Below are 22,578 nucleotides of genomic sequence, written 5' to 3' on the forward strand. Positions count from 1 at the left end.
AGCGATGTCTCTGATCGACAGCGAGATTGTGATTGTGAGTGAGGACGGCGCGGAAGAACCGTTTGACCCTGCTGCATGGTTCGAGTAACCGACGAAGCCGCCTCCCTCAGATGACGGGAAGGCGGCTTCGTTCGTGCGAGGGCTGGATCAGAAGGCTTGCGCGAAGTCGTCCTCTCGGATCACGAGTCGCTCGCGTACGTCCTTCGGGATCAGTAGTCGGAGGTGCACCTTCGGTGCTCGGACCTTCGGCACCTTCGTGCGGGTCACCTCGCAGCGGATCCCTACCCGGTACAGGTCCGCGGACATGGCCTCCATGCCGCCTTCCTGCCAGTGCTCACGGAACGTCTTGCCGCCGTGGACGTTGACCCATCGATCCTTCGCCGTCTCGGGGTCGATCGCTTCGAGCTCACTGATGAGCTTGTCCAACGTTGCTTCCGCCTGCTCCTTCGTGAACCGCGTCTTCGTGTACCGACCCCCGGGTTCGAGGTCCTTCATGTACAGCGCGATGGTCTCTTGAAGGCGCTTGATCTCCTTGCGGGCCTCGGCGCCCTCTGCGTACTGGCGAACCTGTACGGGGAAGTCTCCGAGGACCTTGAGCACGTCCTGCACCAGGCGCTCGTAGACTCGCTCGGGGTTGGGCGCTCCGAGTCCGCCGCTCTTGCAGTTGCGGCACCGCAGGTACTGGTACGTCCCGTGCGTGTTGTTCGTGATCTGCACGGTCATGTTCGTCTTGCAGTCGGCGCACAGCAGGACGCCGAGGAACTGTGTCGCTCCTCCGACACGACGCGGCGGCTGGTTCTTCTTGCGCTTGTCGAGAGCGGCGCCGAGGGTCTCGAACTCCTCCTCAGTAAAGAGGGGAGGGGCGACTCTGATCGGCCTGCCGTCCTTGCCGAGGAGCGGCTTCGATCGTCGCTGCCCGCCGTTCCTGTCCTCCTCCACTCGGTAGCCGAGGAGCGCAGGGTTGCGCAGGCGTCGGTGGAGCGTTGCCACGGTGAGCCCTTGGGTCATCAGGCCGGACCGCTTCAAGCAGCGCACCATGAACCCTGCGGAGCGTCCACGAAGCGCCATGCGTCGGGCCCAGTGCAGGGCCTTGGCCGCCTCGGGATCGATGACGAGAACGACCTTCCCCGTGTCGTCCTCGTCCGTGACGTAGCCGTACGCCGGCTTCCCGATGATCCAGTCTTCCTGCGACTTCGCGTAGTCCCACAGGCTCGCGACGCGGGTCGAGGTGTTGACCGCCTCGATCTCGGCGATGCCGCCGATGATCGTGACCATGATCTTTCCGGCGGTCGTCGTGAGGTCGAGGCTGTCGTTCTTCGAGACCAGGTTCTTCCCGCGCTTCAGGCTCCACTCGATCATCGTCGAGAGATCGGAGAGACGACGTACGAAGCGGTCGAGCTTCCAGAACAAGAGCTCGTCGAACTCGGGGGAGCGGTTGTTCAGCCACTCCCCGAGCTCCTTCCGCTTCCACGGCGGAACCTTCGTCGCCGACACGTTCAGGTCTGAGGCGACACCGACGACTCGGCACCCTCGCTCCCTCGCCAGGATGCGGAGATCGAGCTCCTGCCGTACCGGTGACGTCGTGTCGTCCGTCAGTACGGACAGGCGGATGGATAAGAGCGCCCGGGGTGCGTCCTGGGGGAGTAGGGCCTCAGCCCGTTTGAGCTCCTCCAGCAGGGCAAGGTCGGCTTCTGTCCACTCGGCTTCCACGCTGTAGGCCGCTCGATCTGCCGCGAGCCGCCGCTGTCCTCGTTTCCTCATGTCAGACAGCGTGGCGCAGTTCGCGGATAGTTTTAAGCGTTTTTCCATATGCCCGGCGATGGACACCGAGATCCAGGTCGGCCCGACCGGCAAGAAGCTGCTGCCGTTGACGGTCAAGAACAGCGCTCCTGCCGGCTGAAACGGCGGAGCGGGGCTGACCGGGCCACAGCGGTGTACCGCTGAGGCCGTACGGGAGTGGGGCCAGCCGGCCACGTGGGATCCTGGCCGGCATGGGGGACGCGTCGGTTGATCAGGCCATCAGAAGTTTTCTGGTACCGATCCGGGTCGGTGATCGCTGTAGCGGAGTGGTGGCGGCGGTCACCCGGTCCGAGGTGACCGTGACCCTGGACGGGTTCGCCGCTCGTCCACTCGGGGTGGCGGGGCCGCTGGACGTCTCCTGGCAACGGCGTATGGCCGATGCCGTCGCGGTCGGCCGGCGGATCACCGCCGAGGTGCTCGCCGTCGACTTGGAGGAGAGCCGGGTACGGCTGTCGATGGCGGCCACCGAGAACCCGGAGCTCTGGGCGTTCCTCAAGCGGCTCGGCTTCGGCCGACGTCTCACCGGCACGGTGGCGGCGGTCGAGTCGTTCGGCGTGTTCGTGGCGCTGGACGAGGGCCCCGATCACCCGGTCTATCCCGGCGTCGGCTTCATCACGTATCCCGAGCTGTCCTGGGGGCGCTTCGAGGAGGTGTCGGAGGTCGTTGAGGTCGGGCAGCGGGTGTGTTGCGAGTTCTTGCAGTTCGACACATGGCAAGGGGAGGCCCGGCTGTCTCTGCGGGCTACCCGGCCGGACCCCTTCATGGGGTTCGCCGAAGGCGTCGCGGTGGGACAGAGACTGAGTGGGCGGGTGACCAAGTTGCTCCCGTTCGGTGCCTTCGTGCAGGTCGCGGATGACGTCGAGGGCCTGGTGCGCTTGCCCGAGCTGAGTCCGGCGCCGGTCGAGGCACCGGAGGATGTCGTACAGCTGGGCGAGGAGCTTACGGTCATGGTCACGGACATCGACCGCGAGCGACGCCGGCTGTCCCTTTCCCTGCGGCGAGCCTGAGCGGTCGCGGTGCGGGCCGTGCGCGGCCGGTGGCGCTCGCATCGCCGGCTGCGGCCGAGCGGCGAGCCGCTGACAGCCCACGGCGATCGAACGCCGCGGGGATCCGAAACGGTCCCCGCGGCGTCTTCATGGTCATGGTGGATCTGGAGAAGGCGCCCGTCGCGGGCACGCGGGCGGAGCCGGCGCCGCGGTCGGATGCCGAGGGGTGTCTCGTCGTGGCGGTCCGGATTCCCGTGCGGATCGTCGTGCTGGTGCTGGTCTTGCCGGTGCGGATGGTGTGGGACGCGCTGGTCGTGGGCGGGCGGTTCCTGCGGGACACGGTGCTGCGGCCGTTCGGGCGGGCGCTGGCGTGGCTGGGGCGGGCCGTCTTCGTGTGGCCGCTGGTCGGTGCGTGGCGGTATGCCGTCGTGCCGCTGGCCAGGGGCGTGGCCTGGCTCGGGAACGTGCTGGTCGTGGTCCCGGCGGTGTGGGTGTACCGGTGGTTGCTCACACCGGTGGGGCACGCGCTCGGCTGGTTCTTCCGGGGGGTGGGCGCCGTGTCCGCCGCCGTCGGCCGCGGGCTGTACGCCGGTCTTTCCTGGCTCGCGCGGTATCTCGTCGTCGTACCGGCCGCGTGGTCGTACGCCTGGGTGCTCACCCCGGTCGGGCACGCGCTCGCCTGGTGCGGCAAGGGGCTCGCCTGGTGCGGCAGGGGACTGGCCTGGTGCCTCGGCGTTGTCGTCACCGGCGTCGGCACGGCCGTGTACTGGATCGTCCGGGTGCTGCTGGTGCTGCCGGCCCTCGCGCTGTGGCGGTGGGTGCTCGCTCCGGTCGGCCGGGTGCTCGCCGTCGCCGTGAGGGAGGTATGGGACGCCCTCGGGCACGTATGGAGGATCGCCGGGTACGTCTCGCGCGCCGTCGGGCGGTTCCTCGGCACCCTCTTCCGGTGGACGGTCGCCGAGCCGGCGCGCTGGGTGTACCGCGGTGTCCTGACGCCGGTGGGGCACGCCGTGCGGGACGGCGTCCTGCGGCCGCTGGCCGAGGCCGCGCGGGGGGCGGGGAGGGCCGCCAGGCAGGTGCTCGGCTCCGCCCGGCTGTCCGCGCGGCAGGCCCGCGCCGACGTGCGCAGAATGCTTTTCGGGGAGCCGGTCAAGGCGCGGCCGGTGGCCCGGCGGGAACCATCCGCGGCCGAGGCACGTACTCTTGGTAGCAGTACGACCGCTCTCACGAAGGACTGAACGACACTGGGCAAGCGACAGCCCGAAGGCCCGCCGCCCGTACCCGCGGTGCAGCGCATCCGACTGCGTTACACCAAGCGCGGCCGCCTCCGGTTCACCAGCCACCGTGACTTCCAGCGCGCCTTCGAGCGTGCCCTGCGCCGTGCCGAGGTGCCCATGGCGTACTCGGCGGGGTTCACGCCGCACCCGAAGGTGTCGTACGCCAATGCCGCACCCACCGGCACGGGCAGTGAGGCGGAGTACCTGGAGATCGCGCTCACCGAAGCGCGCGACCCGGAGCGGCTCAGGCTGCTTCTCGACGAGTCGCTGCCCGCCGGGCTCGACATCGTCGAGGCGGTCGAGGCCCGGGCCTCCGGGCTCGCCGACCGGCTGACGGCTTCCGTGTGGGAGCTGCGGCTGGCCGGTGTGGAGTCCGCGGACGCCGAGCGCGCCGTGGAGTCGTTCAACGCGGCCCCGGCCGTGGAGGTCCAGCGCAAGACGAAGAACGGCGTCCGTACCTTCGACGCCCGCTCCGCCGTCGTGCACCTCGAGAGCGTCACCACGTACGGTTCACCGGCTGATAGGCCGACCGACCAGCCCTGTGCGATACTGCGGCTGGTTGTTCGGCACGTGACGCCTGCCGTACGACCCGACGACGTCCTGTCCGGTCTTCGCGCCGTGGCCGACCTGGCGCCGCCGGTCCCCGCAGCGGTGACCAGGCTGGCGCAGGGGCTGTTCGATGAAGAGACCGGTGCGGTGACCGACCCGCTCGCGCCCGACCGCGAGGCAGAAGTGCCCGAGCCGCAACCGGCCGCCGCTTCCGCCGCCGCGAAGGCGTCGGCGTAAGGAAGGTTCCGCTCAGGGACGGACGTCGTAGCGCCGCCCTCGAACTCGGGAGCCACCTGGGTCGGGCAGCGCACCGACCACAAGACTTTCGCCAGGCCGTGCACGACAAGGGGTACGGAACCGGCGAGACAAGACACGGAGAGCTTCCGAGCGGCGCCCGCGCCCCGGACGGCGGCGACCGCGCATCGCGCGAGCCGCGGACGTCACCGGCGGTCGACATGATCGATGCCGGACCAGGCGCGGCGCCCGGGAGCCTGACGGGAGAAACCCCCGCATGCTCGAACCGACCGAACCCACAGAGTCCTCGACCACCTCGACGGGCTCCGAAGCGAACACCCCCAGCGACACCCTGCCGCCGCGTCGGCGGCGCAGGGCCGCGTCCCGCCCGGCGGGACCGCCGTCCGGTGCCCCCGAGGCGCAGGCGGAGAGCGTCGCACCGGCAGAGGTGACCGCCGTGACCGACGAGGCGGAAGAGACGGAAGAGACGGCGGCCGAAGAGGCTGCCGCAGCGGTGCCGGAGACGGCTCCGGAGCCCGCGGGCCGACCGCGGCGCCGTGCGGTGCGCCGCGCCTCCGCGCCCGCCGGTACCCCGACGTCGGCGGGGACGGCCGAGACCGTCGTACCGGCGTCCGCCGCCGAGACGCCGGCCGCCGCGCCCGAGCCCGCCGAGGCCGAGGACGCGGCTCCGCGCCGCACCCGCCGTCGCGCCACGCGCAGTACGACCTCGCCCACCGAGCCGGCCGCCGCACAGGCCCCCGTCGCTCCGGCGACGGACACCGAGACGCCCGCGCCCGCCGAGGCCGGGGACGCGGCTCCGCGTCGTAGCCGCCGTCGCGCCACGCGCAGTGTGGCCTCGTCCGGCGAGCCGGCCGCCGTGGAGGCTCCCGCCGCTCCCGTGACGGACACCGAGGCCCCCGGGGCATCGGCCGAGCCCGCCCCCGCCGCGACCGAGGACGCCACGCCCCGCCGTACCCGCCGCCGTGCCACGCGGAGTGTCGCCGCCCCGACCGGCGCGCCCGCCGACGCCGGCGCGGAGGCGAGCGAGCCCGCTCAGGCACCCGAGACCGCGCAGGCGGCCCCCGAGGCGCCGGAAGAGACGGCCGCGCCCGCCGCGCCTGCCGCGCCCGTCGAGGACGCCGCTCCGCGCCGTGCGCGCCGCCGGTCCACCCGTAAGGCCGCCACCGGTTTCGCCGCGCCGGCGCAGACCGCCGCCGCGGCCTCCGACGAGGCGGACGCCCCCAAGCGCCCGTCCCGTCCCGCCGTCGCCGTGTTCCAGGCGCCCGTGTTCGCCGAGCCCCAGTTCCAGACGCCCGAGCGGGCCGCCGCCGAGGCCGCCGCCGAGGCCGCCGGGGCCGGACAGGCGAAGGCGCCGGAGGAGACCGAGGAGCTCGCGGAGGAGCCGCCCGCCGGGTCGCGCCGCCGTCGCAAGCGCCGGGGCGCCGCCGCCGAGGAGGCCACCGAGGAGCGGGCCACCGCCGCCCCGAAGCAGGAGGCGCCGGAGGCCGAGAGCGAGGCCGACGCCGACGCCGACTCCGATGCCGACTCCGACGCCGACGAGTCCGGCGAGGACCACGACGACGCCGAGGGCTCCGAGGAGTCCGGTTCGCGCCGTCGCCGTCGCCGGGGCGGCCGTCGCCGTCGCCGGGGCGATGCCGCCGACGGTGACGCCGGTGAGTCCCTCGAAGGCGACACCGAGCACACCGCCGCGGAACAGGCCGCCCAGGACGCCGAGGACACCGCCGAGCAGGCCGAGGACGACACCGAGGAGGGCGAGGACGCCTCGGGCGAGAGCGGTGGCTCCAGCAGCAGCCGTCGCCGCCGGCGCCGTCGCCGCCGTGCCGGTGACGGCTCCGGTGACGGCGAGTCGTCCGCCGACGACCCCGAGCGCACCGTCGTCAAGGTCCGCGAGCCCCGCCCCGCGCGGGAGAAGAGCTCCGAGCCGTCCGACGAGGTCCAGTCCATCAAGGGCTCGACCCGCCTGGAGGCCAAGAAGCAGCGCCGCCGGGAAGGCCGCGAGCAGGGGCGCCGACGCGTTCCGATCATCACCGAGGCCGAGTTCCTGGCCCGCCGCGAGGCCGTCGAGCGCGTCATGGTCGTCCGCCAGCACGGCGAGCGCACCCAGATCGGCGTCCTGGAGGACGGCGTGCTCGTCGAGCACTACGTCAACAAGGAGCAGGCGACCTCGTACGTCGGCAACGTCTACCTCGGCAAGGTGCAGAACGTGCTGCCGTCGATGGAGGCCGCCTTCATCGACATCGGCAAGGGCCGCAACGCCGTCCTGTACGCCGGTGAGGTCAACTTCGAGGCCCTCGGCATGTCCGGCGGGCCGCGCCGCATCGAGTCCGCCCTCAAGTCCGGCCAGTCGGTCCTGGTGCAGGTCACCAAGGACCCGATCGGCCACAAGGGCGCCCGCCTGACCAGCCAGGTCTCGCTGCCCGGCCGCTACCTGGTCTACGTGCCCGAGGGCTCGATGACCGGCATCAGCCGCAAGCTGCCCGACACCGAGCGGTCCCGCCTGAAGACCATCCTCAAGAAGATCGTCCCCGAGGACGCGGGCGTCATCGTGCGCACCGCCGCGGAGGGCGCGAGCGAGGACGAGCTGCGACGCGACGTCGAGCGGCTCCAGGGGCAGTGGGAGGAGATCCGGAAGAAGGCGAAGAGCGGCGGCAGCTCGAACGCGCCCACGCTGCTCTACGGCGAGCCGGACATGACCGTCCGGGTCGTGCGCGACATCTTCAACGAGGACTTCACCAAGGTCGTCGTCAGCGGTGACGACGCCTGGCAGACCATCCACGGCTACGTCTCCCACGTCGCGCCGGACCTCGCCGACCGGCTGTCCAAGTGGACCAGCGAGGTCGACGTCTTCGCCACGTACCGGATCGACGAGCAGCTCGCCAAGGCGCTGGACCGCAAGGTCTGGCTGCCCAGCGGCGGTTCGCTGGTGATCGACCGGACCGAGGCGATGGTCGTCGTCGACGTCAACACCGGCAAGTTCACCGGTCAGGGCGGCAACCTCGAGGAGACGGTCACCAGGAACAACCTGGAGGCGGCCGAGGAGATCGTGCGCCAGCTCAGGCTGCGCGACCTCGGCGGCATCATCGTCATCGACTTCATCGACATGGTCCTGGAGTCCAACCGGGACCTGGTGCTGCGGCGCCTGCTGGAGTGCCTGGGCCGTGACCGTACGAAGCACCAGGTCGCGGAGGTGACCTCGCTGGGGCTCGTACAGATGACGCGGAAGCGGGTCGGGCAGGGACTGCTGGAGTCGTTCTCCGAGACCTGCGTGCACTGCAACGGCCGCGGCGTCATCGTCCACCTGGACCAGCCGACCGCCGCCGCCGGTGGCGGCGGTGGCAAGCGCCGCAAGCGGGCGCGGGCCGGCGGCGGCGAGCAGCCGCACGAGCACGAGGCCGTGGACGGTGTCGAGACCGGTGTGACCGCGGAGCAGGAGGCGGACACCGAGTCCGAGTCCGAGATCGCCGCAGAGGTGGCCGAGCCGGTCGCCCTCCCGGCGCCCGACTTCAGCGCGGACGAGGAGCTGTACAGCAGCGCCGCCGAGGCCGAGGCTGCCGCCACGCGCGGTCGCGGCCGGCGCCGCACCAGCCGGCGGGCGTCGGCTCCGGCGGGTGCCCCGAAGGCCGCGAAGGGCGAGTCCCGGCGCGCCGGGGCCCCGACGGCGCAGGACGTCACGGTCGAGGAGGAGGTCGAGCGTCCGGTGCGGCAGGAGCCCGCCGCCGAGGTGCTGGCCGAGCCGGCCGCCATCGAGGACGCCGTCTCCGGCGCCCCTGCCCCGGCCGCCGAGGAAGCCCCGGAAGTCACCGGGGCACCGGCTGCCGAGGAGGCCGCGCCCAAGGGCCGCACGCGCCGCCGGGCCACCCGGAAGGTGTCCGCACCGGCCGGTTCGCCCGCGGGCGCCGAGGCCGCCGTGCTGACGGTCCCGGAGACCGTTCAGCCGGAGCGGGCCGCCCAGGCACCGCAGGCCGAACAGGCTCCGGAGGCACCGGTGGCCGCCGAGGCGGCCGAAGTTCCCGCGGAGCCGTCCGGTGCGGCCGCCGAGAGCGCCGCCCCGGCCCGTCCGCGGCGCCGGGCCGTGCGCAAGCCCACCACGTCCACCGCGTCCGAGGAGGCGGCCGTCATGGTCGTCCCGTCGGCCCCGGCGGAGGACGCGGGCGAGCAGGCGGCGGCCGAGCAGGCGGCGCCCGAGGCGGACGCCGCCGAGGAGGCCGCCCCGGCCAAGAAGGCGGCGGCCCGCAAGACGGCCAAGAAGGCGACGGCGAAGAAGGCCGCCACCAAGAAGACCGCGGCCAAGAAGACGACGACCGCGAAGAAGGCCACGGCCAAGAAGGCGGCCAAGACGACGACCGCCAAGAAGGCCACGGCCAAGAAGACGGCGTCGAAGAAGACCGCGGCGGCTGCCCAGCAGGCGTCGTCCTCGGTCACGGCCGCCACCGACGAGGGCTGATCCGGCCGCCAGTCGAAGAACGTGTGGTCCTGTCCGGACCGGATTCCGCCAGGAGTCCGTTCGGACAGGACCACACGTTTCCCCGGACGTCTCCGGGCGCATCATCACCGGAAGCGTGCCACCGAGCCGTTCCCGTCGCGATGCCCGTCCTCGTCCCTGTCCTCGTCTCTGTCCCCGTCCCTGTCCCCGTTCCCGTCCTCGCGAGGAGAGAAGATCACGTGCCGGTACTGACGAGGCTCATCCCCTCGCCGCTCGTAGTGGACATCCGCCCGGGCGCGCTGGACGACCTGGCGAGCGTCCTCGCGGACCAGCGGATCTCCCAGTCCGGAAAGCTCGCCGTGGCCATCAGCGACGGCTCCGGAGCACGTCTGCGCCGGAGACTGGAGCCGTCCCTGCCCGGCGCCGACTGGTTCGAGGTCGGCGGCGGCACCATCGACGACGCGGTGCGGCTGGCGGACGGCGTGAAGGCGAGCCGCTACGACGCGATCGTGGGTCTGGGCGGCGGCAAGGTGATCGACTGCGCCAAGTTCGCCGCGGCCCGCGTCGGCCTGCCCATGGTCGCCGTGGCCACCAACCTCTCCCACGACGGTATCTGCTCGCCGGTGTCGATACTGGACAACGACGCGGGCCGCGGTTCGTACGGTGTGCCGACGCCCATCGGGCTCGTCGTCGACCTCGCGGTGATCCGCGAGGCGCCGATCCGTTTCGTCCGCTCCGGGATCGGCGACGCCGTCTCCAACATCTCCGCGGTGGCCGACTGGGAGCTGGCCCACCGGGTCAACGGCGAGAAGGTCGACGGCCTCGCCGCGGCCCTGGCCCGGCAGGCCGGCGAGGCGGTGCTGCGCCACCCCGGCGGCTGCGGTGACGACGGGTTCCTGACCGTGCTGACCGAGGGCCTGGTGCTGTCCGGCATCGCCATGACGATCGCCGGGCACACCCGTCCCTCGTCCGGCGCCTGCCACGAGATCAGCCACGCGCTCGACCTGCTCTATCCCCGGCGCGCCGCGAGCCACGGTGAGCAGGTGGGCATCGGCGCGGCCTTCGCGACGTATCTGCGCGGCGACCACGAGGGCGCCCTGCTGATGGCCGGGACGCTGCGCCGGCACGGGTTGCCGGTGGTGGCCCGGGAGATCGGGTTCGGCGACGACGAGTTCGTACGGGCCGTGGAGTTCGCCCCGCAGACCCGGCCGGGCCGGTACACGGTCCTGGAGCACCTCGACCTGTCGCCGGCGCGGGCCGGGCAGGCGTACGCGGAGTACGCCGCGGCGGTCGCCGACTGAGGCGGCGGCAGGGGCGCCGGAGCCCGGTTTGACCCCTGTCGTGCGGCCCCGTAATCTTGAGCGTCGGCGTGTCGACTGACGCGTCACATCCCCGTAAACCTTTTTCCTTCCGGGTGCGGGCCCTGACGGGCCGCGGCCGGGAGAGGCTGTCCGCGTGTTCACCGGGCGGCTGGACTGCGGGGGTGCCGTTCCCGAGCGAGAGAGTGAGATCCGCGTGTACGCCATCGTGCGCAGCGGTGGTCGCCAGCACAAGGTTGCTGTCGGCGACATCGTTGAGGTTGACAAGATTTCCACCGCCCAGGTCGGCGACACGGTCGAGCTCTCGACCCTGCTCGTCGTTGACGGCGACGCTGTGACCAGCGACCCGTGGGTGCTGGCCGGCATCAAGGTCCAGGCCGAGGTCGTGGACCACCACAAGGGCCAGAAGATCGACATTCTGCGCTACAAGAACAAGACCGGCTACCGCCGTCGTCAGGGCCACCGCCAGCAGTACACGGCGATCAAGGTCACTGAGATCCCCGCGGCTGCGAAGTAAGGGACTGAGAACAGATGGCACACAAGAAGGGCGCATCGTCCACTCGGAACGGTCGCGACTCCAATGCCCAGCGGCTCGGCGTGAAGCGCTTCGGCGGTCAGGCCGTCAACGCGGGTGAGATCCTGGTCCGCCAGCGCGGCACCCACTTCCACCCGGGCGCGGGCGTCGGCCGTGGCGGCGACGACACGCTGTTCGCCCTGCAGGCCGGTGCGGTGCAGTTCGGCACCCACCGTGGCCGCAAGGTCGTGAACATCGTTCCGGTCGCCTGATCGGAAACTTTCGCGAGGCGGGCCTCACTTCCCCCAGGGGAAGCGGGTCCGCCTTTCGCGTGTTAACCAAGAGACATTCCCGTAGTAAGTAGTAACCGGTAACTGGAGGCACATCCCATGACCACCTTCGTGGACCGCGTCGAGCTGCACGTCGCCGCGGGTAGCGGGGGCCACGGCTGTGCCTCCGTCCACCGTGAGAAGTTCAAGCCGCTCGGCGGCCCGGACGGCGGCAACGGCGGCCGGGGCGGCGACGTGATCCTCACCGTCGACCAGTCGGTGACCACGCTCCTCGAATACCACCACTCCCCGCACCGCAAGGCCACCAACGGCAAGCCCGGCGAGGGCGGCAACCGCTCCGGCAAGGACGGTCAGGACCTGGTCCTGCCCGTGCCCGACGGCACCGTGGTCCTCGACAAGGAGGGCAACGTGCTGGCCGACATGGTCGGCCACGGCACCTCCTACGTCGCCGCGCAGGGCGGCCGGGGCGGCCTCGGCAACGCGGCGCTGGCCTCCGCGAGGCGCAAGGCGCCCGGCTTCGCACTGCTCGGTGAGCCCGGCGACCTCCAGGACATCCACCTGGAGCTGAAGACCGTCGCCGACGTGGCACTGGTCGGCTACCCGAGCGCCGGCAAGTCCTCGCTGATCTCCGTACTGAGCGCGGCCAAGCCGAAGATCGCCGACTACCCCTTCACGACGCTCGTGCCGAATCTGGGCGTGGTGACGGCGGGCGAGACGGTCTACACCGTCGCGGACGTCCCCGGCCTCATCCCCGGCGCCAGCCAGGGCAAGGGGCTCGGCCTGGAGTTCCTGCGGCACGTGGAGCGGTGCAGCGTGCTGGTACACGTCCTGGACACGGCGACGCTGGAGTCCGAGCGCGACCCGGTCTCCGACCTGGACATCATCGAGGCGGAGCTCAGCGAGTACGGCGGGCTGGACAACCGGCCCCGGATCGTCGTTCTCAACAAGATCGACGTGCCCGACGGCAAGGACCTCGCCGAGATGGTCCGCCCGGACCTGGAGGCGCGCGGCTACCGCGTCTTCGAGGTGTCCGCGGTGGCCCACATGGGGCTGAAGGAGCTGTCCTTCGCGCTGGCCGAGCTGGTCGCCGACGCGCGCGCCGCCCGCCCCAAGGAGGAGGCCACGCGGATCGTCATCCGGCCCAAGGCCGTGGACGACGTCGGCTTCACCGTCACCCGCGAGGAGGACGGCCTGTTCCGGGTGCGCGGCGAGAAGCCCGAACGCTGGGTGCGCCAGACCGACTTCAACAACGACGAGGCCGTCGGCTACCTCTCAGACCGGCTCAACCGCCTCGGTGTCGAGGAGCGGTTGATGAAGGCGGGCGCGCGCAACGGCGACGGCGTGGCCATCGGCCCCGAGGACAACGCGGTCGTCTTCGACTGGGAGCCGTCGGTGACGGCCGGCGCCGAGATGCTCGGCCGCCGCGGCGAGGACCACCGCTTCGAGGCACCCCGCCCGGCCGCCCAGCGCCGCCGCGACCGGGACGCCGAACGCGACGAGGCGGAGCAGGAGTTCGACGGTTTCGAGCCGTTCTAGGCTCGGTACCCGGCCCCCTGGGGTTCGGCCTGGCCCTGCGGGCGGCGGCAGCACGCTGCCCGCAGGGTTACACAGGTGTGTCTGGGCCGTGATCCGCTGTCGAACATCGATGTGTACGTTGTGAGGAGGATGTGGCCACAGATGTGTGGCCAGGGGTGGGTGAACGGACTGACCAGCCGTTTCCCCGAAAGCAGAGAGAAGCCGCCAAGTGAAGATCGCATTCCTCGTCCGGGACCTGTGCCACATGGGGGGCGTGGTCAGTGCGACGCAGAACCTCGCGGGAGCGCTCGCCGAGCGGCACGACGTCGAGATCGTGGCCCTGCGCAAGGTGCGCGACGAGTCGTACTTCCCACTGGACCCGCGGGTGTCCGTCCGGGTGCTCAGCGACATGCGTCCGCACTCGCCGGTCTCCGACGTGGACGACCCGCTGTCCGACAAGTTCCCGCTGATCTACCCGCTCAACGCCGGTGCCAAGACGCCGGTGGTGAGCAGGCTCGCCGAGCTCAGGCTCCTGGAGTACCTCGACACCACCGACGCCGACGTGGTCGTCAGCTCCAGCCCGCGGAACACGATCATGCTGGCGCAGGCGCGCGGTGACTACCTGAAGGTCACTCAGGAACACTCGATGCCCGCCATCTACGCCACGGACATCAAGGAACGCCTCTTCCCGGCCTACCGGTCCCTGGACGTCCTCACGGCGCTCACGCCGGAGGAGGTCGCCGCCATCGGCAAGCAGGTGCCCGCGGTCCGCAACCGCCTCGCGGTGATGCCCAACTGCGTACCCGCCTCCACCATCCGCTCCACCGGCACCAACAAGGTCGTGGTCTCGGCCGGCCACCTGACCGGCAACAAGAACCACGCCCTCCTGATCGAGGCCTTCGCCAAGGTCCACGCCGTGGCCCCGGACTGGACGCTGCGCATCTACGGCCACGGCGCCGAGAAGAACAAGCTGCGCGCCCGCATCGAGGAACTGGGGCTGTCCAACAGCATCCTGCTGATGGGCCAGACCTCGCCGGTCACCCCGGAGTTCGGCAAGGGCTCGATCTTCGTCCTGCCCTCCAAGCGGGAGGCGTTCGGCAACGTCCTCGTCGAGGCGATGGCCGCCGGGCTGCCGGTCGTCGCCACGGACGCCGACCACGGGCCGCGCAACATCCTCACCGACGGCGAGGACGGGCTGATCGTCCCGCGCGATGACGTGGAGGCGATGGCCGAGGCGATCCGGAGCCTGGTCCAGGACGACGGGCTGCGGCTGAAGATGGCCGCCGCCGCCATCCGCAACGCCGAGCGCTTCCACGAGCGGGCCAGCCGCGAACGCTTCGAGGCCATCGTCGAGGAGGCCCTCGCCCGCAAGGAGCTGCCCCGGCACGCCACGGCCCGCGTGGACCGGCAGGGCTCCGTCCACGTCGCCGTGGGCACGCTGCCGCCGAGCGCCGGGCAGGCCGACCTCGTACTGCGCAAGGGCGCCGCCGGCGCCGAGGAGCACCGCTTCCCGATCTCCGCCGACGGCGACGCCGTCGTGCCCTGGGACGCGGGGCTGCCGCACGGCACGTGGGAGCTGACCCTGGCCACCCGTGACGGCGACCGCGAGGTGGCACTCGGCACCGACGGCTACGGCTGCGACACCCGGGACCTGCTCGCCGTGGAGCTGCCGCGCCCGCAGGGGCCGTCCCTGGCGGTGCTGCTGCCGCACGTGCACGAGGACGGCGGGCTGCGGCTGCGCAGCGCGCTGCGCGACGTCCACGCCGAGGTCGGCCCGGTCAGGGTCGACGAGCGGACCATCGCCGTGCGCGCCGAGCTGTGGGGCGCCCGGCCGGCCGCGGGAGCCGTCGTGGAGGCCGTGCACCGCAGGGACAAGAAGCGGGTGCTGACCTTCCCGCTGCGCGACGAGGGCGACGGCCGGGTGGCGGTGGACGTCGACTGCGCCGCGCTGGTGCGCGAGCACACCGACGCCGACGAGAAGGAAGTCATCTGGGACTTCTCGCTGCGCCCGGCGACCGGCGCGCCCCGGGTGCAGCTGGCCAAGCTCGCGACCGACGTACTGGCGCCGATCAACGTGTTCACCTTCCCGCGCCCGGTGATCAGCGAGACCGTGGCGGCGGGGCCGACGGTACTGACCCGGGCGGTGCGCAAGTCCCGCCGGGCACTCGGCCAGACCCCCGCGCCGCTGCTGCCCACCCGCCGGCGTACGGAACTGCGGCCCTACTTCACCGCCGCCTGCCAGTTCGCGGTGAAGACCGTGCGGCTCTGACTCCCGGTACCCGACGCGAGGGGGGGGGGGGGGGGGGGGGGGGGGGGGGGGGGGGGGGAGGGCGGGAGGGGGGGGGGGGGGGGGGGGGGGGGGGGGGGGGGGGGGTGGGTTTCCCCGAACTCTCCCTCCCCTCCCCCCCCCCTCCCCCCCCCCCCCCCCCCCCCCCCCCCCCCCCCCCCCCCCCCCCCCCCCCCCCCCCCCCCCCCCCCCCTCGCGTCGGGTACCGCTCAGCTCTCCCGGGCCTGCTCCAGCATCCGGTCGACGACCCGCGCGGACGCGTTACCGTCGTCCAGGTCGCAGAACAGGTGGTGGAAGCGGTCGAACCGGTCCTGGTACTCCGCCTGGACCTGGTCGATGTCCCGGATCGCGTCGACCAGTTCCTTGGAGTTGTCGATCAGCGGGCCGGGGGAGTCCTGCTCGAAGTCGAAGTAGAACCCGCGCAGCGTGTCCCGGTAGTGCTCCAGGTCGTACGTGAAGAACAGCATCGGCCGCTTCAGGTGCGCGTAGTCGAACATCACCGACGAGTAGTCCGTGATCATGATGTCCGCCGCGAGGTACAGGTCGGCGATGTCCGGGTACTCCGAGGCGTCCCACACGAACCCGTTGCCCGCGCCCGGCACCGCGTCCACCACGTTGGAGTGGCGGCGGATCAGCAGCACGTGGTCGTCGCCCAGGCGGCGCTGGGCGTCCTCGAGGTCGATGCGCAGGTCGAACAGGTACTGGCCGGCGCTGTGCGACTGGTCGTCGCGCCAGGTCGGCGCGTACAGGACGACCTTCTTGCCCTCGGGCAGGCCGAGCGCCTTCCTGACCCGCGCCGCGATCGCGTCCTTGTCGGGCGAGTACAGGTAGTCGTTGCGGGGGTAGCCCGCCTCCTGGATCTCACCGTCGTAGGAGAACGCGCGCTTGAGGATCGGCGTGCTGAAGCGGTTGGAGGAGACGAGCAGGCTCCACTGCTTGGCCTCCAGCGCCAGCTTCTCCTGGTAGCGCCGGTCGAAGTGCAGCGTGTCGATGTCGTGGCCGATCTTCTTCAGCATCGTGCCGTGCCAGGTCTGCACGATGGACTGGCCGGGCCGGCGCTCGATCCAGTCGGGAAGGTGGGCGTTGGTGACGATGTAGCGGCTGGAGGCCAGCGCCTCGTACCACTCCCGGCCCCACATGCGGACCGGCTCGACGCCCTCCGGCAGCGCGACCTGGCCGTCACGGACCGCCCACAGGTGCTTCAGACCGGAGTCGCGGCGCACCAGTTCCTCGTACATGGCGCGGGGGCTGTCCGAGAACTGCTTGCCGTTGTAGCTCAGGTAGAAGACCTGGTCCTTGAGCGGCTGCCGGAACAGCGGCTCGTAGACCTCCTTGCGCAGCTGCCGCTGGCGGAACGGGCCGCGCTCCAGGTCGCTCAGCTCGGAGCGGGCGTTGAGCTGCGGGAAGTCGCCCCAGCGGTTCTCCAGCCAGTAGCGGCGGCCGCCGAGCTCGGCCTGGACCGGGAAGGAGTCCGCGGCCAGGCGGTCGACCACGAAGGGCACGTCGGGCGCGCCCTCCTCCTCGGGCCGCAGGAAGAGGTTCCAGCGGCCGGCGCGCAGCGGGACGCCGCCGTTGCCGCCGAGCCGGGAGGGGTCGAAGGACACCTCGAAGCGGCCGCCCTCCAGCCAGCGGGTCTCGACGAACCGCTCCTCGTAGCGGTTGCGCGGCTTGAGCAGGAAGCGGGAGCCGGTCAGCCGCGGGTCGGCGTGCCCGGTGAGGGCGATCCGGCCGTCGCGCACGGTGGCGGTGTCGATCAGGGCCCGGCGGGTGCGGCCGGAGAACTTCAGGAAGCCGGTGTGGCCCGCCACCACGGCGAGCTCGACCAGGTGCGCCTGACTGCCGAGCGAGGCGGGCAGCGGGAACTCGGCGTCGGACAGCCCCTCCTGCATCACGGTGCCGAACCGGCGCTCCTTGCCCTGCGGGTCGGTCGCGACCAGCACCGTGGACCAGGTGCGCTTCTCCGGCTGGGCCTTCTCGTCGACGCCCTCGTGGAAGACGAGCGCCACGTCGGCCACCGGCACCTCGACCGAGAACGCCTGTGCGCCGCCCTCGCGCGTCACGGTGACGGGGTACTCGAGGGTCTCGGCGCCCTTCTGGTTCTTGACCCGCAGGGTCACCTGCTCGTCCGCCGCGAGGGGCTCGCGGATCTCACCGGTGACCCTGATCCGGTCGCCCTCCAGGGCGCGGCCGGTGATCAGGGCGCGGACCTTCTCGATCCGCAGCTTCAGCGCGCCGCGCTCGACGGACGGCAGCATCCGGAAGTCCGGGCTCAGCCAGTGGTACGGCGGGAAGTTGCAGGCCGCGCCGCCGCTGGAGTGGACGGCGTGGCGCCGCACCAGGCCGGAGGAGAAGATGCCGAGGCCCACGTGCCACACGGACTCCTGCCACTCGCCGCCCTTGCGGAGCCGGGCGGGGTCGATGGTGACCTCCCAGCCCGCCCAGTCGTAGTTGTAGCGGTCCTGGCCGGAGTCGGTGGTGACCTCGGGGCGCGGCAGATTGCGGGCCGGCAGCAGGATGCGGCGGCGGGAGCGGTCCTTGCGCAGCTGGAGCACCTTGACCGAGGACTTGCGCGTCGGCTGCTCGATCTTGTCGATCCAGGCGTTGCCGGACAGCAGGAGCTTGCCCCCGGACCAGCTCACCTCCTGCAGCGGCGCGCGCATGTTCAGGTGCTGGTCGATGCGCAGCGCTTCCTTGGGCAGGTGCAGGTCGGCACCTGCCAGGGAGGGCCACGAGGCGTACTTGCGGACCAGACCGCTGACCTCGGGCGTCTCGCGGCGGCGCTGGCCGGCCAGCAGGGCGATCAGCTCCTCCATCTGGTGCTTGCGCACCAGCAGCCACTGCACGCGCAGTTCGGCCGGGAGGTCCATGACGACCTTGGGGTCGATGCTGTCGAGGAATCGGTTCGCCGAGCGCAGGAACTCGGCCCGGTACTCCTCGTCGCCGTCCGGCACCACGTTGAGGAACAGCCGCAGGTCGTCACGGAGGACGCGGGTGTCGTACTCGCGCTTGAGGCGGGCGTAGGTCTCGCCGGGCTGCTCGGCGAGGAAGGCGCTGATCTCCATCACGGAGGTGACGCGGTCGCGTACGCCGGCCGGGTCGGTGCGGCGCTGCGTGATCGACGGGGCGGACTCGCCCTCGCGCAGCCGCCAGTAGTAGCAGGGCTCCGAGATGACGTCGACGCTCTCGGCCAGGTAGTGGGCCCGCATGGTGACCGGGGTGTCCTCGTACAGCCGGCCCTCGGGGAAGGCGAAGCCGTTCTTCTCCCAGAAGGCGCGGCGGAAGACCTTGTTGCACGCGATGCGGTCGGCGACGAGCTTGGCGTAGCGGGATATGTGGGTGCGCACGCGGGCCTCGCCGGCCAGCATCCGCATCAGCGGGACCTGCCAGGACTTCTCGCCCCTGAGGTGGAAGACGTTGCCGGTGGCGAAGTCCGAGCCGCTCTCGTCGAGGCTGCCGACCATGAGCCGGTAGGCGTCCGGCGGTATCAGGTCGTCGCTGTCGACGAAGGTCAGGAACTCGGACTGCGGCGCCAGGTGGGCCATGCCGGTGTTGCGGGCGGCGCCGAGGCCGCCGTTCTCCTTGCGTATGAGCTTGAAGCGCGGGTCGCGGGAGGCGTACTCCTCGGCGATGGCGGCGGAGCCGTCCGGTGAACCGTCGTCCACCATCAGGACCTCGAAGTCGCGGAAGGTCTGTGCCGCGAGCGAGTCCAGACAGGCGGGGAGGTAACGCTCCACGTCGTAGATGGGGACGATGACACTGAGCCGAGGGGCCATGGCTTGGTGATCTCCTTTCGGGGTCAGGCCCGCTCGACCAGTTCGAGCGACTGGGCGGGGGTCGGGGCGTGAGGGCGTTCGTCGAACGGGACGATGGGCAGCAGGCTCTCTTCACCGAGGAAGACGCGTCGCACGACGCGTTCGGCTGCGTGTCCGTCGTCGAATTCGCAGAAACGCCGGCGGAAGGCGTCCCGGCGCTCGGTGGTGTCCCGGCTGTCGTAGTCGCCCGAGGTGAGCAGCCGCAGCAGCTCCGCCTGCGTGGTGGCCACCGCGCCGGGCGGTTCCTGGAGCAGGTCGAAGTAGGTGCCGCGCACCGCCGAGTAGACGTCCCAGTCGGGAACGTAGCTGATGACCGGGCGGTCCAGTACCGCGTAGTCGAACATCGCCGAGGAGTAGTCCGTGATCAGGGCGTCCGCGGCGAGGTACAGCTCCTCGACCCGGTCGTGCCCGGACACGTCGACGATCCGGCCGGTGCGGCGCAGTTCGGCGACGTGCGGGGAGCTGCCGTAGAAGTAGTGGCCGCGCACCAGCAGGGTCACGTCGGGGCCGAGTTCGTCGGCGATCCGCGCCAGGTCCAGCGGCGGGGTGAAGCCCGGCTGGTACTCGCGGTGCGTCGGCATGTACAGGAACGCCCTGGTGCCGTCGGCCAGTCCGAGCGCGCCGCGCGCCGCGCGCACGTCCTCGGCGGTGGCGTTGACGAGGACGTCGTTGCGCGGGTAGCCGGTCTCCAGCGTCGTGTACGAGCAGGGGTAGACCCGCTCCCAGACCACCGTCGAGAACTGGTTGGAGCTGAGGCTGAAGTCCCAGCGGTCGCACCGCTCCAGGAGCTTCTCGAAGTCCATGTCGGTCGAGGCGGGGTACTTCTGCTGGTCCAGGCCCATGGTCTTCAGCGGGGTGCCGTGGTGGGTCTGCACATGGACCTGGCCCTCCCGCTTCACCACGGAGTCCGCGAAGTTCACGTTGTTCACGAGATACTTGGCGCGGGCCAGGGCCGCCCAGTACTCGCGCGAGCCCACCCGCACGGCCCGCACGCCCTTGGGTACCCGGGCCGCGTCCTCCGTGCGGATCGCCCACACGCGACGCATGTGCGGGGCCAGCCGGGCCAGTTCGGCGTCGATGGCGGCGGGGTTGCAGGAGACGCTGCGGCTCCAGTAGGCGGAGAACAGCACCAGGTTGTCGTCCAGGGGCAGCCTGAGCTGCGACTGGTAGAAGGCGCCCATCGCGCCGCGCTTGGACCGGTTGATCGCGGTGCGAGTGCGGCTCTTGACCCGCTGGCGGAACTTCACCGCCGCCAGGGCGCTGACCATGGTCGTGTACGCGTCGCGCTCCAGCATCCCGTACTTGTGCCCTCGACCGCCGGCCGGCCGGGTGAAGCCCTTGGGCAGGCGGGCGCGGTAGTCCGCCGAGGCGCGGTGGAAGAACTCCGCCCGAGCTTCCTGCGGCAGGCGGCCCGGGCGCTCCAGGATGGTCAGGTAGTGGTCGGCCATCTTGCGGAACAACGGGCCGCGCCACTCGCTGAGTTCCTCGTGCGCGTCGAGGTAGTCGAAGACGCGCTGGTACTGGTCGAAGACGTCGAAGTGCTTGCGGCTGACCGTCTTGAGGATGTTGCCGCCCTCGCGGCGCTGCCGGTAGTGGACGCAGACCCGGTCCAGTACGGCGATCCGCTCGGCGCTGATCAGGGAGCAGAACGTCCAGGGGGCGTCCTCGTAGTACCCGGGCGGGAAGGTGAGCCCGGTCCGGGTGACGAAGTCGCGCCGGTAGGCCTTGTTCCAGACGATCTGGAGCAGGTCGAGCAGCCGCGGGCGCTCGGTGAGCGGGAAGACGTCCGGGCCGTCCTCCTTGAGGAGGCCGGCCCGCAGGTTCGGGCGGACCCTGCCGTCCCAGTAGGTGCGGGCGTAGTCGAAGACCAGGATCTCGGGATTCCCGGTGGCGTCGAGCCGGTCGCAAATGGCCGACAAGGCACCGGTGGACAACGTGTCGTCACTGTCCAGGAACAACACGTAATCGCCCGTGGCCTTTTCCAGCCCGGCGTTGCGGGCACCCCCCAGGCCCACGTTTTCCGTGAGGTGAATCACATGAATCCGGGAGTCCCGTTTCGCGTACTCGTCGAGAATGGCCCCTGACCCGTCCGGCGAACAGTCGTCGACCGCGATGATCTCGAAGTCCGTGCAGTCCTGCCCGAGTACGGAGTCAAGGCACTCGGGCAGATAGCCCTGCACCTTGTACACGGGGACAACGAGAGAGAGCTTGGGCATCCTTACAACCTGTTCCGAGAACTGACCACGGGACCGCGGGCTGGGACCGGAACGCGCTCCGGGCGCCGTTGGGGCCTGGAGCGCGCCGCCGCATCAGCGTAAAGGATTCACGCGGAGTTTCCGCTGGCACGGTAGTCGGGCCGACTGTGCCCTGTCACAGCGGGAAATGCCCGGAGCGGGGCGCCCGAATCCATCGCATGGAAGCGCCTGGAGAACTTCCTCACATTCGGCCCCCCTGTCCTCTTTATTTACTTCCGTAGCCTTCCGTCCCATCTGCCCGACTCGATTTTCCGGCGCGCACGGACGAGTCTGCACCCACTGACGGAGACCTGGGAGGCATGAGGATGAGCTGGCTGGTCACGGGCGGAGCCGGATACATCGGCGCGCATGTGGTGCGCGCCCTGGCCGACGGCGGCGAACGCGTCGTCGTGTACGACGACCTGTCCACCGGCAGCACCGGCCGCGTGCCCGACGGGGTGCCGCTGGTCGTCGGCAGCGTGCTGGACCGGGCGGCGCTGGAGGACGCGATTCGTGACCATGCTGTGACAGGTGTGGTGCACATCGCGGCCAAGAAACAGGTCGGGGAGTCGGTGGAGCGGCCGCTCCACTACTACCGGGAGAACGTGACCGGCCTGGCGACCCTCCTGGAGGCCATGACGTCCACCGGCGTCGGCTGCCTCGTCTTCTCCTCCTCCGCCGCCGTCTACGGCATGCCCGATGTGGACCTCGTCACGGAGGACACCCCCTGCCTGCCGATGAGCCCCTACGGCGAGACCAAGCTGATCGGCGAGTGGCTGATCAACGCCGCCGCCCGGGCCCACGGCATCCGCGCCGCGTCCCTGCGCTACTTCAACGTCGCGGGCGCGGCCGCCCCCGAGCTGGCCGACTCCGGCGTCTTCAACCTCGTCCCCATGGTCTTCGAGCGCCTCGAGGCGGGCGACGCCCCGCGCGTCTTCGGCGACGACTACGCCACGCCGGACGGCACCTGCGTACGGGACTACATCCACGTCCAGGACGTGGCCTCCGCCCATCTCGCGGCGGCCCGGCGTCTGACGGACGCCCCCGAGGGGACGTCACTCACCCTCAACATCGGACGCGGTGAGGGCAGTTCGGTCCGGGAGATGGTGGACCGCATCCTCAAGGTCACCGGCAGGCAGGACGTCGCCCCGCACGTGACCGGCCGCCGCCCCGGCGACCCGGCCCGCGTCGTCGCCTCCGCCGACCGCGCCCACGACGAACTCGGCTGGTCGGCACGCCACGACCTGGACGACATGATCGACTCCGCCTGGCAGGGCTGGCGCCACCACCACGGCTGACCCGCGTCGTTCCAGGGCC

Annotated in this window: 14 protein-coding genes; 11 read left to right on the forward strand and 3 right to left on the reverse strand. The window is 71.3% G+C overall.

Translation table 11 applies throughout. The features are described from left to right. Positions 1-147: 147 nt before the first annotated feature. Positions 148-1,710: a recombinase family protein gene (locus tag ACZ4V1_RS02010; RefSeq protein WP_468328916.1), complete on the reverse strand. Its 1,563-nt coding sequence runs from the start codon at positions 1,708-1,710 to the stop codon at positions 148-150. A 49-nt stretch (positions 1,711-1,759) separates the two neighbouring features. On the opposite strand from ACZ4V1_RS02010, the gene ACZ4V1_RS02015 reads away from it, so the two are divergent. From ACZ4V1_RS02015 to ACZ4V1_RS02060, 10 genes are all read left to right on the forward strand, one after another. Then, the gene (locus ACZ4V1_RS02015) at positions 1,760-1,900 is read left to right on the forward strand and encodes a hypothetical protein (protein ID WP_468328985.1); all 141 of its coding nucleotides are present in this window, start codon (positions 1,760-1,762) and stop codon (positions 1,898-1,900) included. Positions 1,901-1,991: 91 nt separating this feature from the next. Continuing rightward, positions 1,992-2,807: a S1 RNA-binding domain-containing protein gene (locus tag ACZ4V1_RS02020; RefSeq protein ID WP_468328135.1), complete on the forward strand. Its 816-nt coding sequence runs from the start codon at positions 1,992-1,994 to the stop codon at positions 2,805-2,807. Between the two features lie 128 nt (positions 2,808-2,935). Next, positions 2,936-4,024 (forward strand): hypothetical protein, encoded by a 1,089-nt coding sequence (locus tag ACZ4V1_RS02025; RefSeq protein WP_468328137.1) that lies wholly within the window; start codon positions 2,936-2,938, stop codon positions 4,022-4,024. Between the two features lie 48 nt (positions 4,025-4,072). After that, on the forward strand, positions 4,073-4,849 hold the full coding sequence (locus ACZ4V1_RS02030; RefSeq protein ID WP_468328139.1) for a TIGR03936 family radical SAM-associated protein: 777 nt from the start codon (positions 4,073-4,075) through the stop codon (positions 4,847-4,849). Between the two features lie 274 nt (positions 4,850-5,123). Continuing rightward, positions 5,124-9,311 carry an Rne/Rng family ribonuclease gene (locus ACZ4V1_RS02035; RefSeq protein WP_468328141.1) on the forward strand — a complete coding sequence of 1,396 codons (4,188 nt, stop codon included), beginning with the start codon at positions 5,124-5,126 and terminating at the stop codon, positions 9,309-9,311. Between the two features lie 218 nt (positions 9,312-9,529). Continuing rightward, complete coding sequence (locus tag ACZ4V1_RS02040) at positions 9,530-10,591, forward strand: iron-containing alcohol dehydrogenase family protein (protein WP_468328143.1); 1,062 nt, start codon at positions 9,530-9,532, stop codon at positions 10,589-10,591. A 214-nt stretch (positions 10,592-10,805) separates the two neighbouring features. Next, the gene (gene rplU, locus ACZ4V1_RS02045; protein WP_007449531.1) at positions 10,806-11,126 is read left to right on the forward strand and encodes a 50S ribosomal protein L21; all 321 of its coding nucleotides are present in this window, start codon (positions 10,806-10,808) and stop codon (positions 11,124-11,126) included. Positions 11,127-11,140: 14 nt separating this feature from the next. Further along, the gene (gene rpmA, locus ACZ4V1_RS02050) at positions 11,141-11,395 is read left to right on the forward strand and encodes a 50S ribosomal protein L27 (protein ID WP_003976205.1); all 255 of its coding nucleotides are present in this window, start codon (positions 11,141-11,143) and stop codon (positions 11,393-11,395) included. A 117-nt stretch (positions 11,396-11,512) separates the two neighbouring features. Next, the gene (obgE, locus tag ACZ4V1_RS02055) at positions 11,513-12,949 is read left to right on the forward strand and encodes a GTPase ObgE (protein ID WP_468328145.1); all 1,437 of its coding nucleotides are present in this window, start codon (positions 11,513-11,515) and stop codon (positions 12,947-12,949) included. 208 nt (positions 12,950-13,157) lie between these two features. After that, positions 13,158-15,197, forward strand: coding sequence for a glycosyltransferase family 4 protein (locus ACZ4V1_RS02060; RefSeq protein WP_468328147.1), 2,040 nt, complete (start codon positions 13,158-13,160; stop codon positions 15,195-15,197). A 227-nt stretch (positions 15,198-15,424) separates the two neighbouring features. Here the strand turns inward: ACZ4V1_RS02060 and ACZ4V1_RS02065 are convergent, their stop codons facing one another. Together ACZ4V1_RS02065 and ACZ4V1_RS02070 are read right to left on the reverse strand one after the other, a co-directional pair. After that, a complete protein-coding gene (locus ACZ4V1_RS02065) occupies positions 15,425-18,988 on the reverse strand; it encodes a bifunctional glycosyltransferase/CDP-glycerol:glycerophosphate glycerophosphotransferase (RefSeq protein ID WP_468328149.1) in 3,564 nt (1,187 codons plus the stop codon). A 23-nt stretch (positions 18,989-19,011) separates the two neighbouring features. After that, complete coding sequence (locus ACZ4V1_RS02070) at positions 19,012-21,243, reverse strand: bifunctional glycosyltransferase/CDP-glycerol:glycerophosphate glycerophosphotransferase (protein WP_468328151.1); 2,232 nt, start codon at positions 21,241-21,243, stop codon at positions 19,012-19,014. Between the two features lie 344 nt (positions 21,244-21,587). On the opposite strand from ACZ4V1_RS02070, the gene galE reads away from it, so the two are divergent. Next, a complete protein-coding gene (galE, locus tag ACZ4V1_RS02075; protein ID WP_468328919.1) occupies positions 21,588-22,559 on the forward strand; it encodes a UDP-glucose 4-epimerase GalE in 972 nt (323 codons plus the stop codon). Positions 22,560-22,578 lie beyond the last annotated feature (19 nt).

This window comes from Streptomyces sp. NPDC028991 (genome assembly GCF_055564775.1).

What these genes read in the sequence shown, in the direction of transcription:
- ACZ4V1_RS02025 (WP_468328137.1), top strand. Translation starts at nt 2,936, where the DNA reads ATGGTCATGGTGGATCTGGAGAAGGCGCCCGTCGCGGGCACGCGGGCG.
- ACZ4V1_RS02070 (WP_468328151.1), bottom strand. Translation starts at nt 21,243, where the DNA reads ATGCCCAAGCTCTCTCTCGTTGTCCCCGTGTACAAGGTGCAGGGCTAT.
- ACZ4V1_RS02065 (WP_468328149.1), bottom strand. Translation starts at nt 18,988, where the DNA reads ATGGCCCCTCGGCTCAGTGTCATCGTCCCCATCTACGACGTGGAGCGT.
- ACZ4V1_RS02015 (WP_468328985.1), top strand. Translation starts at nt 1,760, where the DNA reads ATGTCAGACAGCGTGGCGCAGTTCGCGGATAGTTTTAAGCGTTTTTCC.
- galE (WP_468328919.1), top strand. Translation starts at nt 21,588, where the DNA reads ATGAGCTGGCTGGTCACGGGCGGAGCCGGATACATCGGCGCGCATGTG.
- ACZ4V1_RS02035 (WP_468328141.1), top strand. Translation starts at nt 5,124, where the DNA reads ATGCTCGAACCGACCGAACCCACAGAGTCCTCGACCACCTCGACGGGC.
- obgE (WP_468328145.1), top strand. Translation starts at nt 11,513, where the DNA reads ATGACCACCTTCGTGGACCGCGTCGAGCTGCACGTCGCCGCGGGTAGC.
- ACZ4V1_RS02020 (WP_468328135.1), top strand. Translation starts at nt 1,992, where the DNA reads ATGGGGGACGCGTCGGTTGATCAGGCCATCAGAAGTTTTCTGGTACCG.
- rpmA (WP_003976205.1), top strand. Translation starts at nt 11,141, where the DNA reads ATGGCACACAAGAAGGGCGCATCGTCCACTCGGAACGGTCGCGACTCC.